The sequence below is a fragment of the Nocardia sp. NPDC059240 genome, assembly GCF_042753865.1.
GTDB lineage: Bacteria > Actinomycetota > Actinomycetes > Mycobacteriales > Mycobacteriaceae > Nocardia.
Genome location: NZ_JBHZAC010000008.1, coordinates 132,446 through 144,842, shown reverse-complemented (window position 1 = coordinate 144,842; position 12,397 = coordinate 132,446). Strand labels below are relative to the sequence as shown.

The window sequence follows — 12,397 nt, the reverse complement described above, 5'->3', positions numbered from 1 at the left end:
ATGGCCAAGTCCTCACCCGTCGCGGTGGATGCCGACAGCGAACTCGATTACGAGGGAACGGCTTCCGGCAAGAAGCACAGCCTGTTCGAGCGGTTGTACACCGGCACCGGCGGTTTCGAGATCGTCGGCAAGCGCAAGGTGTACTACGGCATCGCCGCGGTGCTCATCGCGATCGCCGCGCTCAGCATGGGCGTCAAGGGATTCACCCTCGGCATTGACTTCGCCGGTGGTACCCGCATCCAGCTGCCGGCGGCCGCCGATGTCACCACCTCGAAGGTGGACGACGTCTACCGGGCCGCGATCGGTCACGACCCGGTGACCACCCAGAAGGTGGGCTCGGGCTCCTCGGCCACCATTCAGCTGCGGTCGGACTCGCTCAAGCCCGATCAGTCCGACAAGCTGCAGAACGCGCTGTTCGACACCTTCCATCCGAAGGATTCGAGCGGTACGCCCAACCGCAACGCGATCAGCATCGCCGAGATCAGTTCGACCTGGGGTGGCCAGGTCACCCACAAGGCGTTGCTGGCGCTGGTGGTGTTCGTCGTACTGACGATGATCTACATCGCGATTCGCTTCGAACGTGACATGTCGATCGCGGCGATCGGCTCGCTGTTCTTCAACTTGATCGTGACCGCCGGCATCTATTCGCTGGTCGGTTTCGAGGTGACGCCCGCCGCGGTGATCGGTCTGCTCACGATTCTGGGTTACGTGCTCTACGACAACGTGGTCGTCTTCGACAAGGTCGAGGAGAACACTCGCGGCGTGCTGCACCTGACCAAGCACACGTACGCGGAGAAGGCGAACCTGGCGGCCAACCAGACGCTCATGCGGTCGATCAACACCACCGTCATCGGCATCCTGCCGATTATCGCCATGCTGGTGATCGCGGTGTGGCTGCTGGGTGTCGGCACGCTCAAGGACCTGGCGCTGGTGCAGCTGGTCGGCATGATCGTGGGTGGCTACTCGTCGATCTTCTTCGCGGTGCCGATCCTGGTGTCGATCAAGGAGACCTGGGGTCCGGTCGCGGCGCACACCAAGAAGGTGCTCGGCCGCCGTGAGGGCGGGGCCAAGGCGCGCGTCGGCGCGGCGGCGGCCGACCGGGCGGGTGCCGCGGGTCGTGGCGATGTGGTGGCCAGCGGTGCCGCCCGCGATCACGCGCCGCGCAATCAGACGGGTGCCCCGCGTCCAGGGGCCCGGCCGAGTGGGAAACGACAGCAGCGACGGCACTGACGCGCAGGGGGTTTGCGACGGTGAAGCACAACCACAAGGGACTGCGCCGGACCGCCGTCGCGCTGGTGGCGGGTTCGCTCGCCGCCGGCGCGCTGGCCGGATGCTCGTCCAAGAATCAGGTGCCCTCCATCGGCTACGGCGTGGACGCGGTCATCGCGAGCTACAACGGCAGCAGCACCCTGGGCGCCAACAGCGGTGCGGCCGCGGTGTTCTCGCGGGTGCTGACCGGTTTCTTCTACACCGGGCCCGACGGACAGCCGGTGGCCGACACCGACACCGGGACGGCCAAGGAGGTGCCGGGCGACGCGCAGACGATCCAGTACCGGCTCTCGCCCGATGGCGTGTATTCCGACGGTGTCGCGACCTCCTGCGACGACCTGGTGCTGACCTGGGCGGCCCGCAGCGGCCGGTTCACCAAAGCCGGTCCGGGCGGGCCGGTTCCGCTCTTCGATGCCGCGAGCACCGACGGCTACCGCGATATCGAGCGGGTGGACTGCCAGGCCGGGTCCAAGGACGCGACCGTGGTCTTCCGGCCGGGCAAGCATTATTCGGCGTGGAAGACGCTGTTCAACGCGTCGGAGATGATGCCCGCGCACGTGATCGCCACCCAGGTGAAGATCCCGAACGTGGTGGCCCCGGTGCAGACCGGTGATCAGCCGACACTGGAGAAGATCGCCGATTTCTGGAACAACGGCTGGAAGCTGACGCCCGGCAAGCTGGATCAGTCCCTGCTGCCGTCCTCGGGCCCGTACCGGATCGACTCCTTCAGCGACAAGGACGGTCTGCTGCTGGTCAAGAACGAGAAGTGGTGGGGCAATGCGCCCAAGACGCCGCGAATCGTGGTGTGGGACCGGCATTCCGACCTGAAGTCCAAGGTGTCGGACAAGTCGGTCGGCGTGCTCGACGTGGGTGCGGGGTCGCTCGGCGACGTCAGCCTGAGCGGGTTCACCAAGCAGAACCTGCCCGGCCGTGGCGTCGAGCAGCTGGTACTGGGTACCGGCGGCGTGTTCGGTGCGGCCGACGCGCGCCGTGCCTTCGCGCTGTGCGTGCCGCGTCAGGCCCTGTTCGACAAGTTCGGGCATCCCGACTACGACGTGAAGCTCGGGCTGGGTGCCGGACCGTTGAATTCGCGGACCGTGCCGCAGGATTCGGTGTACTACCCGTCCATCTCGGGTGCGGGGGACAAGTACAAGGGCGGGGATGCGACGGCGTCGCAGGCCGCGTCGTCCTCGGGCATCCAGAATCAGACCGTGCGCGTCGGCTATGTGAAGCCCGACGAGCGGCGCGCCGCCACCGTCGCGGCCATCGCCGATGCCTGCAAGGCCGCCGGGATCACCGTGATCGACGCGGGCGCACCGGATTTCACGGCCTCGCAGCTCACCGAGGGCAAGGTGGACGCCGTGCTGGGCGGCACCGCGGGCATGCCCGGACCCTCGGGCACGCTGTCGGCGACCGACGCCATCGCCTCGCTGCGCACCGGTGCGGGCCTGAATTTCGGGCGTTTCGGTAACGGCCGCTACGATGCCATCGCGGATCAGCTTGCGGCCGAGGACAACTCCGCCACGGTGCTGAATCTGCTGACCGAGCAGGAGAACCTGCTCTGGAGCGATATGCCCTCGATTCCGCTGTTCGCCGCACCCCGCACCATCGGGTTCGGGGACGGCATGGAGAACGGGATCGCCAGCCCCACCCGGGCGGGCGCGGGCTGGAATATGGATCGCTGGGTGCTGAAACGGTGAACGCCGATGGCGTGGTGAATGAGGAGCGGGTGCAGATGAGCAAGCACGAGATGTTGGAGACGGCCGAGGTGGCGGGAGTGCGGGCGGCACGCGCCGAGGAAGCCGTGCAGCGGTTGACCCGCTGGCACGACGATTTCCCCACCCCGGGTGTGCGTTTCGCGGATCTGACGCCGGTCTTCGCCGATTCCGAGGGGTTCCGCGCGGTGCTGGACTGCCTCGCGGCGTGCGCCCCGGACGCGGATCTGGTGGCGGGTGTGGATGCGCGTGGCTTCCTGCTGGGCGCGGGTGTGGCGGCCATTCTCGGGACGGGTGTGATCGCGGTGCGTAAGGGCGGGAAGTTGCCGCCGCCGGTGATCAGCCGTGAGTACACGCTCGAATACGGTTCCGCGGCACTGGAAATCCCGGCCGACGGTATCGATTTGAAGGGCCGAAAGGTTCTTCTGCTCGACGACGTGCTCGCCACCGGCGGAACCCTTGCGGCTGCAGCCGAGCTGTTCACCGCCGCCGGAGCGCAGGTGGCCGCGGCGGCGGTGGTGCTGGAGCTGGAGTTCCTGAAGGGCCGGGAGCGTCAGGGCGATTACCCGGTGACCTCGATCGTGAAGCTCTGACCGATCAGCGGTTGGTCCCGATCGCCTGACCGATCAGGGCCTGCACGGCGGTCGGCAGGATCTCGCCCAGGGTTTGCCAGAAGCGGGGTTCTGCCATCACGAAGGTCGGATCGGTGATGGTGCACCCCTGTGGGGCGGCCACACCGTTGAGCCGGTCGCGCAGCCAGTGGAAGGCGCCGGGCAGTTGCCCGGCGACTCCGGAGATGTGCTCGGCCACCAGTTCTCGTTCGTAGACGACGCTGGGCGCGCCCTCGGCGCAGTACTTGTCCACCAGCCGATCGACCCCGGCATTGGGCAGGATCTCGTCGTACTGGGCGTGATAGATGTACACGGGCATGGACGGGGTGGCCTGGCCGAGGGAGTTCTCGGCGATGAAGCGCTGCACGGCGGGGTGTTGCAGCGGATCGCCGTGATAGCTCATCGCGCCCAGGTAGTCGTAGAACGGCACCAGCGCGGTGCCTTCCGGGTGGCACAACACCTGCCTGGAGGAGATCAGCAGTTGGGTGACCGGGTCGACCACGTTGTCGCGCAACATGTCCCGGACCTCCGGGTACTCGCCGGCGATCCCGGCGAAGACCCCCATGATCAGACCGGTGTACAGGCCGCGGTTGTTGTGTCGCAGCGCCTCGGGATAGTCGGCCGCGGCCAGCCCGCCCGCCGCGACGCCGACGATATTCAGTTCCGGCGCATAGTCTTTCGCGATCTCCGCGGCGAAGGACGAGGGGACGGTGCCGCCCGAGTAACCCCACAGGGCGGTCGGGGTGGCCTTGCCGGAAAGCTGTGCGGGGGAGAAGTTCTCGGCCGCGCGGATGCCGTCCAGGGTGGTCTGGGCATTGAGTTTCGAGGTGCCGTAGGACGAGTGCGGGCCCTCGTAGTCGGGGATCACCACCGTCCAGCCCTGACCCACGCCCGCGGCGATGGGAATCATGGTCTCGGCGGCGTTCACGTAATCGATGGGCAGGCCACCGGATTGGATCACGTACGAGGGTGCGCAGTACTGGGCCGCGCTGTCCTCGGCGATCTGATAGGACAGCAGCTTGCGGCCACCCTCGGGCGCGGGTGCGCGCGGGACCAGGACCGTGGTGACCGTCGAGATCGCCTCCCCGAAGCTGTTGGTGGTGCGGTAGGACAGTTGCCAGGCATCGATATCGAGCTGCACGAACCCGAAGAACGCCGGATTGATGCGGCGCGCCCGCAGGATCTCGCCGGGCTGCGCGGCGGCGACCTGGCCTGCCGGTGGCGAGTAGAAGTCGTCCAGTTCGGGCGGCAGCGTGAACGCCGGTGCGGGCTCCACCGCGACGTCCTGCTCGGCGTGCGCGGGCCCGGCCGCCTGCGCCGCCGAAATCAGCAGTCCGACAGCCGCGCCCGCCGCGACCATCCTTCCCAGTCCATGCAGCCGTCCCCATCCATGACCGGTCATCGGTCCTCTTTCCTCTGCCACGACAATGTGGGCTAAACCGTCTCAGACGAAGGCGGTCGCGGTCTGTGTGCGCGAACTCAGGGTTGAGCACCGGTATTTGTTCGGATGACAGGATCGATGCCGCGGCCGGTGAGTATCCGCCCTGCTGGATTCATTTGCCGTGCGAACGGATTCGGTCGCGGTCACAATGTCCCGGTGACCACCGCACCCGAAGACCCCGCGCGCTTCGCCGAGTTCCTGGCCGAACATCTGACCGAGGCCGCCCGGGAGATGGTCGCGGTGATCGTGCGCACCGTCCCCGACTACGAACAGCTACCCCGGGAACTGGTCGAGCAGGACCTGATTCACCGTGCCGAGGACAACCTGCGTTTGTTCGTGCATCTGCTGCGGGAGGGGCGCGAGCCGCGGCCGGACGAACTCAACGGGATGATCGACATCGGGGTGCGCCGGGCTCGGGAGGGCATTCCCCTGGACGCGGTGCTGGCGGTGTATCACCAGGGGGCGCTGGCGGCCTGGAACTTCCTGATCGCGCACGCGAATACGGCCGACGAACGCGAGGAGTTGCTGGCGGCCGTGCCCCAGCTGCTGCGCTATCTCGGCCTGGTGATTCCCGGTGTGGCCGGGTCCTATCTGCAGGAACGCCAGGATTTGCACTGGGAGCAGCGCGAGGCCAAACGTGCACTGGCGCAAGCGTTGTTGCAGGGGAAACCGGCCGAATTGCTGGCCGCGCGGTTCGGCGTCGTGCTCGGGGGTTATCACGTGGTGGCCCTGCGCACCGCCGACGCGGCCGCCACCGAGGACGGGGTGCGCCCGGCCATGCGGGTCATCCACGGCGAGATCGACGCCCTCTCACCGCACGCGCTGACCATGCTGGATCGGGCCGGCGGCTGGGTGCTGGTGCCGGTGAACGAACCGGTTGCTCGCCTCGATGCCGCGGTGGCCCGCATCGCCGCCGTCGCCAGTGTCCGGGTGATAGCTGGAACGGCGACCGCGGCAACGGTTTCGGAGATTCCGGTGCGGGCCGAGGAGGCGGGGGAGATCGCCCGGCTGGCGCTGGGACTGGGTCGACCGACCGGTGTGTACGGCATGGCCGAACTCGCCCTGCAATATCAGTTCGCCCGTCCCGGCCCCGCCCGGGCCTGGTTGCTGAGCTTGCTCGCCCCGCTGGCCGACCATCAGCATCTGATGGACGCGCTGCGGGCGTATCTGGCCCACGACCACAATCGGGTCGCCGCCGCCGAGTCGCTGGTGGTGCATCGCAATACGCTGAACTATCGCCTCAATCGCATTTCCGCCCTGACCGGCTACGATCCGGGCCGCTCCGAGCACACACCACTGTTCGCCGCGGCGCTCACCGCGTTCGATCTCTCCGCCGCCGACCTCTAGCGGGCCACGACACGGGCGATGAAGCCGGTCACTACCAGCCAGAACACCGCGGCCAGTCCGTAATTCAGGATGATGTCGAAATCGGTACTGCCGGTGTGGAACAGCCCGGGGAAGAACAATGCGAGTGGTTCGGCGAGCCCCTTGATGAAGGTGAAGAACTTGTTGGACTGATCCGCGTTGAGGATCAGCAGCAGGATGTACACGCCCTCGATGAGGGCGAACAGCGCGCCGACGCCGCTGATGATGCGAGCGGCGTGGACTTCATTTCGGGCCACGTACGGCATACGAGAGGGATGCCCCGTGTGAACTAGTTGAAACTGACACGCACCTCCGTGAAACCGCGTGTCGCTCATGGCATGATGTCCGGGTGATCACCGCGAGGGCCGGGAGCGGTCGGGCGTGAGTCCCAAACATCTCGTGGGTGCGGCGGTCGGCCTGATCATCGGGCTGATGACGCTGGTACTGGTCATTATTCTGCCCTCGACCGAGACCAGTTGCGGCCCCGCCACTCCCGGCATTCCCACCGCCACCTCGGCGCGCACCGAACCCAACTGCCCGTCGACCGGATCGCCGGCCGAGGCCGGGCTGGCCGACGGGGCGCTGCGGGTGCTGCGCTGCACGGTCGCGCACTTCGGGATGATGGATATGCGCGGCATGGTCGACGATCCGTCCAGTCCGGATCTGAAGGCCGGGCGCGCGGTGGAATTCATCGTCGGCTCCGACACCGGCAAGGGCGACGCCATCGTGTCGTTCCTGCAGGAGAACGCCGCCGCCTTCCGCGTCGACTACCTGATCTGGAAGCAGCGCAGCTGGACTCCGGGCGCGGCGGCCGGCACCGAGTGGAAGCCCCTCGACGATCGCGGCGACGCGGCCCGCAATCACCTGGACCGGGTGCAGGTCAGCATCAAGGACGCGGTGGCGACCTCCACCGTGCCCGCGGTGGGCGACGCCTCCATGGCGGCCATGCCGGGCACGGTCAACGAGGCCGGCAGCCTGACGGGGGCCGGGCGGCACCAATATCCCATTGTCCCAGGGGTGTTCACGGTCAGCGATGTGTTCGGGGCACGCGGCGGTACCCACATGGGTGTCGACCTCGCCGCGCCCGCCGGGACGCCCATCTACGCGGCCGCGGACGGATTGGTGGTGGCCTCGGGCGCGGCGTCGGGATTCGGCGACTGGGTCGTCATCGACTCGCTCGACGAGAGCGGCCGTCGCTATTCGACCGTGTACGGCCACATGTACGACAACGGCATCTTCGTGCACACCGGCGATATCGTGCAGATGGGCCAGCACATCGCCGATGTCGGCAGCAATGGCGAATCCTCCGGTCCGCATTTGCATTTCGAGCTGGTACCGGGCGGACGGTTGACGGGTGGCCATCAGGTCGACCCCATGCCGTGGCTGGCCGGCGGCAGCGTCCCCGCCCCGAGCTCGCCCTACTGCGAGAACGGATTCGGTACGGCCGGCGGCAATCTCGCCTCCGGCAAGGTGCCGCCCGAACTCGAGATCTGGTACCGCCGGGCGGGCTCACTGTGCCCGGAGATCAGCGCCTCGCTGCTGGCGGCGCAGGGGCAGGCCGAATCCGGCTTCCGATCCGACGCGGTTTCCCCGGACGGGGCGCAGGGCATCGCGCAGTTCATGCCCGGCACCGCGAAAGCGCTCGCCCCCGACGGACAGCCCTACATCATCGACGCGGACGGCGACGGCGTGGCCAGTGCGCTGGAACCCGCGGACGCCATCATCGGCCAGGGCCGCTACATGTGCGCCATCGCCAAGACCATCGAGGGTTGGATGGGCGAGGGCAAGGTCTCCGGCGACCTGACCGCGCTCACCATCGCCGCCTACAACGCGGGCGAGGGCGCGGTGCTGGCCTCGGGTGGTATGCCCGATCAGATCGCGCGGCACTTCACCGAGACCCGGCCGTATGTGGCGCGCATCCTGGCCGCCGAACCCGGATTCCGCAGCCTCGGCAGCGAAGGGCGCTTCCAGGCCGATGAGAACGCCGACCTTGGCGCACAGATCGTGGCGGCCGGACAGCAGTGGCTCGGCACGCCGTACGTGTTCGGTGGTGGTGGAGCGGGCGGACCCAGCAACGGTGGTTTCGATCAGGCCGGGTTCACCGCCGCGGCGGTCTTCGCGGCCAGCGGAGGCAGCAAGACGCTGCCGGGCACCGCGGAGCAACAGTGGGAACAGGGCACCGACGTCGAGTTGATCAATGCCAAGGCCGGGGATCTGGTGTTCGGATCCTTCGGTCCGCGTGGGCCTTCCGATGTCGGCATCTACACCGGCAGTGGACGCATGCTGCACGCCGAATCGGGGGGCAAGGTGGCCGAGGTGCCGCTGTCCAACGGCATGAAGGCGCGGCGGGTCACCCGCTGAGTCGCGGTTGGTTCGGGTAACCGGGACATGTAGTATCCCTTTTCATGTTGATGGGCGAGGGTGTCGAGTGGGGATTGCACTGCTGCCTGGTGCTGGCCTGGCTCGAGGACCGCGCGCCCATCGCTACCGCCAGGCTCGCCGAAATGTACGAGCTGCCACCGGAATACCTGAAGAAGCGGCTGCAACCGCTGGTTCGGGAGGGCATCCTCGAATCCGTGCCCGGTGCGCGCGGTGGCTACCGGCTCGCGCGCGCCCCGGAGCGCATCACCTTCATGGACGTGGTCGCGGCGGTCGAGGGTCGCACCGGCGCGTTCCGCTGCACCGAGATTCGCCGCCGCGGCGCCGGTGCGGCCGCCGCGGACTCGGAATTCGGCAAGATCTGCGGCATCAGCAAGGTCATGGGTCGCGCGGATCTGGCCTGGCGGCGCGAGCTCTCCGCGCAGACCATCGCCGACATGGTGGCCGAGACCTCGCCCGCGGCCGCGAAACGGGCCCGGGATTTCTACGAGCGAACGAACGCCTGAGCGCTACCGCTCGGTCAAGCAACCCGGCCGCAGGGCCGGGTTTTTTCGGAAGGAGATTCGGGATGACAAATATCCCGATTAATGCACGCGTGGCTACGGGTGAGTCTGCGGACTCGTCGAAAGGTCTGGGACGCACGGTGATTCTGGCGGCCGGAACATTCGCTGTCGGCACCGATGCCTTCATCCTGGCCGGATTCCTGCCGGAACTGGCGGGGGCGCTTCGGGTTTCGACGGCCACGGCCGGGCTGGCGGTGACGGTGTTCGCGGCCACCTACGCGCTGGGTTCACCGGTGCTGGCCACCCTGACCGCGCGGCTGCCCCGGCGCGCGCTGCTGGTCTCGGCGCTGCTGGTGCTGGGGCTCGCGAACCTGGGATCCGCACTGGCCCCGACCTTTTCGATCCTCCTGATCACCCGCATCCTCGCCGCGATCGGGGCTTCGGCATTCACGCCGAACGCGGGCGCGGTGGCCGCCGCGATGGTGCGCCCGGAAATGCGGGCCCGAGCGCTGGCGGTGGTCATCGCCGGACTGACCGTCGCGACGGCGCTGGGCGTGCCGATGGGGGATGCCATCGGGCAGTGGCTGGGCTGGCGGTCGGCCCTGGCCGGGGTCGCCGGATTGTGCCTGCTGGCCGCGATCGGTGTCGCTGTGCGGGTGCCCGCGCTGCCTGGCAGCCCGTACGTCCCGCTGCACACCCGGCTGTCGGTGCTGCGCAATCCGTCGGTCGCGACGGTGCTGCCGCTGACCGTGCTCGGCATGACCGCCGCCTACGTCGTCTACGCCTACGCGGTGCCCGCCTTCGGCGCATTGGGAATCAGCGCGTCATCCACCGCGTGGATGCTGGCGTCGTATGGCACGGGTGCGATTGTCGGCAGCCTGTACTCGGGCTACGCGACCGACCGGTGGGGAACCACGCGCGTGCTGACGGTCGGCTGCCTGACCTTGGCCGCGGCGCTGGGCGTCCTGGGCGTGCTCGCCGCCGCGCACTGGACCGTGCCCGCGCTGGTGGCGCTGCTCGCCGCCGCCTGGGGCGCGTCCAGTTTCGGCCAGTCACCGGCTCAGCAGCACCGCCTCATTGCGGCCGCCCCGCAGGAATCCGGTCTGGTGGTGGCGTTGAACGCGTCGTGCATCTACCTGGGAATCGGCGCGGGTTCGTTGCTGGGCGGCGTGATGATCGGCCACGGCGTCGCGGCCATGTTCGCGCTCGCCGCGGCACTGGCGGTGGTGGCGCTGGGATATCTGCGGCTCACCACGTCGGTCGCCCGCTGAGACCCGGATCTCGGAATATGTTCTTGCATCGGCTCGTTGGTTCCGGTTAACGTATTCGAGTTCTATTCCCGTCCGATCGGAGTCATGCCGTTGCTCTTCTGAGGTGATCGCCGAGTGGCCCGCAGTCGCGCGCCGCATTCGCTCATCTTCGGGAGGCCTGCATGCCATTACCTGTTATTTCTATTTCCGATCTCACCTTCGCGTGGCCGGACGGCACTCCGGTTTTCGACGGTCTCGACGCCCTGCTCGGACCCGGTCATATCGGCCTGGTCGGTGCGAACGGCGCGGGGAAATCAACCCTCTTCCGGCTGGTCACCGGTGAATTGCGGCCCGTGCGCGGTTCGGTGACCGTGCCGGGGCGGCTGGGGTATCTGCGGCAGGATCTCGGGCTGGCCACCGGGCAGCGCGTGGACGAGGTGCTCGGGCTGGCCGGGATTCGAAAGGCATTGCACCGCATCGAATCCGGGACGGTCGACGACGCCGACTTCGAACTCGTGGGTAATTCCTGGGATATCGAAGAGCGTGCGGTCGCGCTGCTGGCACGGCTCGGATTGCATTATGTCGCAGGGGATATCGCCGATCTCGATCGGCGGCTGGATACCTTGTCCGGTGGGGAGACCGTACTGCTCGGCTTGGTCGCCGAATTGCTACGGGAACCCGATGTGCTGTTGCTGGACGAACCGACCAACAACCTCGATGGCGTGGCGCGGCAGCGGCTTTACGAGGTGGTCGGCCAGTTCCCCGGCACCGTGCTGACCGTCAGCCACGATCGGGAGTTGCTCGATCGGGTCGACGCCATCGCCGAACTGCGCCAAGGCGAGATCCGTTTGTTCGGCGGCAATTTCACCGAATACGAGCGGATCATCGCCGTCGAGCAGGAGGCCGCCCGCGCGGCGGTCCGGGACGCGCGCAGCGATATGCGCAAGCAGTCGCGGGAGTTGGTCGAGGCACGGATCAAGCTCGATCGCCGGCTGCGGACCGGGGCCAAGGCCGAGGAGGAGAAGCGGGTTCCCAAGATCGTCGCCCACAATCGCAAACGCGAGGCTCAGGTGTCGGCGGGCAAGCTGCGCAACAACCACATCGGCAAGGTCGAAGGGGCCCGGGATCATCTCAGCGAGATGCAGGAACGGGTGCGTGACGACCGCGAGATCCGGATCGAGTTGCCCGATACCCGGCTGTATCCGGGGCAGGACGTGCTCGAACTGGTCGACGAGCGCCTGGCGTGCGGGCCGACGGTGACGGTGAAAGTGACCGGGCCCGAACGCATCGCGCTCACCGGGCGCAACGGCATCGGGAAAACCACGCTGCTGCACCGGATCCAGCAGGACGGGCCGAAGGTCGCGTGGCGAATGCTGCCGCAGCGGCTGGACGTGTTCGACGAATCGCGTTCGGTGTTCGAGAATGTCGCGGCCGCCGCGCCGCACGCCTCGGCCGAACAGATCCGGGCACAGCTGGCCAGGTTCCTGTTCCGGGGCGGTGACGCCGACGTACTCGCCGGAGCCCTGTCCGGCGGGGAGCGGTTGCGGGCGGCCTTGGCCATGCTGCTGCTGGCGCAGCCCGCGCCGAAGCTGCTGCTGCTCGACGAGCCGACCAACAACCTCGATCTGCCGAGTCTCGCGCATCTCACCGAGGCGCTGGCGGCCTTTCAAGGCGCGCTGATCGTGGTCAGTCACGACCCGCGATTCCTCAGCGACATCGGCGTGACACGGCGGCTGGAACTGACCGCCGGCGGGCTGGTGGAGTCTGCGGATGAACAGTGAGCTGACCGGGTACAGTTCAACGCTCCAAGGCTGTTCGGGCTGGCGGCGTCGGCTGTCCCGGTCGGTATTCGTTTCCAGGACTA

At 67.9% G+C, this 12,397-nt stretch carries 10 protein-coding genes; 8 read left to right on the top strand and 2 right to left on the bottom strand.

From position 1 onward, the window contains the following. Genes secF through ACFXHA_RS28095 form a run of 3 tightly spaced genes read left to right on the top strand, consistent with a single transcriptional unit; the run spans position 1 to position 3,577 of the window. Complete coding sequence (gene secF, locus ACFXHA_RS28105) at positions 1–1,230, top strand: protein translocase subunit SecF (protein WP_379361886.1); 1,230 nt, start codon at positions 1–3, stop codon at positions 1,228–1,230. A gap of 20 nt (positions 1,231–1,250) precedes the next feature. After that, on the top strand, positions 1,251–2,969 hold the full coding sequence (locus tag ACFXHA_RS28100) for an ABC transporter substrate-binding protein (protein WP_379361884.1): 1,719 nt from the start codon (positions 1,251–1,253) through the stop codon (positions 2,967–2,969). Positions 2,970–3,004: 35 nt separating this feature from the next. After that, positions 3,005–3,577, top strand: coding sequence for an adenine phosphoribosyltransferase (locus ACFXHA_RS28095; protein ID WP_379362296.1), 573 nt, complete (start codon positions 3,005–3,007; stop codon positions 3,575–3,577). A gap of 4 nt (positions 3,578–3,581) precedes the next feature. Here the strand turns inward: ACFXHA_RS28095 and ACFXHA_RS28090 are convergent, their stop codons facing one another. After that, the gene (locus tag ACFXHA_RS28090) at positions 3,582–4,997 is read right to left on the bottom strand and encodes a lipase family protein (protein ID WP_379361882.1); all 1,416 of its coding nucleotides are present in this window, start codon (positions 4,995–4,997) and stop codon (positions 3,582–3,584) included. 195 nt (positions 4,998–5,192) lie between these two features. Here ACFXHA_RS28090 and ACFXHA_RS28085 point away from each other — a divergent pair, with 195 nt between their 5' ends. After that, positions 5,193–6,383: a PucR family transcriptional regulator gene (locus ACFXHA_RS28085; protein WP_379361881.1), complete on the top strand. Its 1,191-nt coding sequence runs from the start codon at positions 5,193–5,195 to the stop codon at positions 6,381–6,383. Here the strand turns inward: ACFXHA_RS28085 and ACFXHA_RS28080 are convergent. Continuing rightward, complete coding sequence (locus ACFXHA_RS28080) at positions 6,380–6,658, bottom strand: hypothetical protein (RefSeq protein WP_379361879.1); 279 nt, start codon at positions 6,656–6,658, stop codon at positions 6,380–6,382. The two genes, ACFXHA_RS28085 and ACFXHA_RS28080, sit on opposite strands and share 4 nt — an antisense overlap. 124 nt (positions 6,659–6,782) lie before the next feature. Here ACFXHA_RS28080 and ACFXHA_RS28075 point away from each other — a divergent pair, with 124 nt between their 5' ends. The 4 genes from ACFXHA_RS28075 (at position 6,783) to ACFXHA_RS28060 (ending at position 12,314) form a co-directional block, all read left to right on the top strand. After that, positions 6,783–8,762 (top strand): peptidoglycan DD-metalloendopeptidase family protein, encoded by a 1,980-nt coding sequence (locus tag ACFXHA_RS28075; RefSeq protein WP_379361877.1) that lies wholly within the window; start codon positions 6,783–6,785, stop codon positions 8,760–8,762. A gap of 44 nt (positions 8,763–8,806) precedes the next feature. After that, the gene (locus ACFXHA_RS28070; protein WP_379361875.1) at positions 8,807–9,286 is read left to right on the top strand and encodes an RrF2 family transcriptional regulator; all 480 of its coding nucleotides are present in this window, start codon (positions 8,807–8,809) and stop codon (positions 9,284–9,286) included. 62 nt (positions 9,287–9,348) lie between these two features. Next, positions 9,349–10,554 carry an MFS transporter gene (locus ACFXHA_RS28065; protein ID WP_379361873.1) on the top strand — a complete coding sequence of 402 codons (1,206 nt, stop codon included), beginning with the start codon at positions 9,349–9,351 and terminating at the stop codon, positions 10,552–10,554. 161 nt (positions 10,555–10,715) lie between these two features. Next, complete coding sequence (locus ACFXHA_RS28060; protein WP_379361871.1) at positions 10,716–12,314, top strand: ABC-F family ATP-binding cassette domain-containing protein; 1,599 nt, start codon at positions 10,716–10,718, stop codon at positions 12,312–12,314. Positions 12,315–12,397 lie beyond the last annotated feature (83 nt).

Coding starts and splice junctions, on each gene's coding strand:
- secF (WP_379361886.1), top strand. CDS start 1: ATGGCCAAGTCCTCACCCGTCGCGGTGGATGCCGACAGCGAACTCGAT.
- ACFXHA_RS28095 (WP_379362296.1), top strand. CDS start 3,005: ATGAGCAAGCACGAGATGTTGGAGACGGCCGAGGTGGCGGGAGTGCGG.
- ACFXHA_RS28090 (WP_379361882.1), bottom strand. CDS start 4,997: ATGACCGGTCATGGATGGGGACGGCTGCATGGACTGGGAAGGATGGTC.
- ACFXHA_RS28070 (WP_379361875.1), top strand. CDS start 8,807: ATGTTGATGGGCGAGGGTGTCGAGTGGGGATTGCACTGCTGCCTGGTG.
- ACFXHA_RS28065 (WP_379361873.1), top strand. CDS start 9,349: ATGACAAATATCCCGATTAATGCACGCGTGGCTACGGGTGAGTCTGCG.
- ACFXHA_RS28060 (WP_379361871.1), top strand. CDS start 10,716: ATGCCATTACCTGTTATTTCTATTTCCGATCTCACCTTCGCGTGGCCG.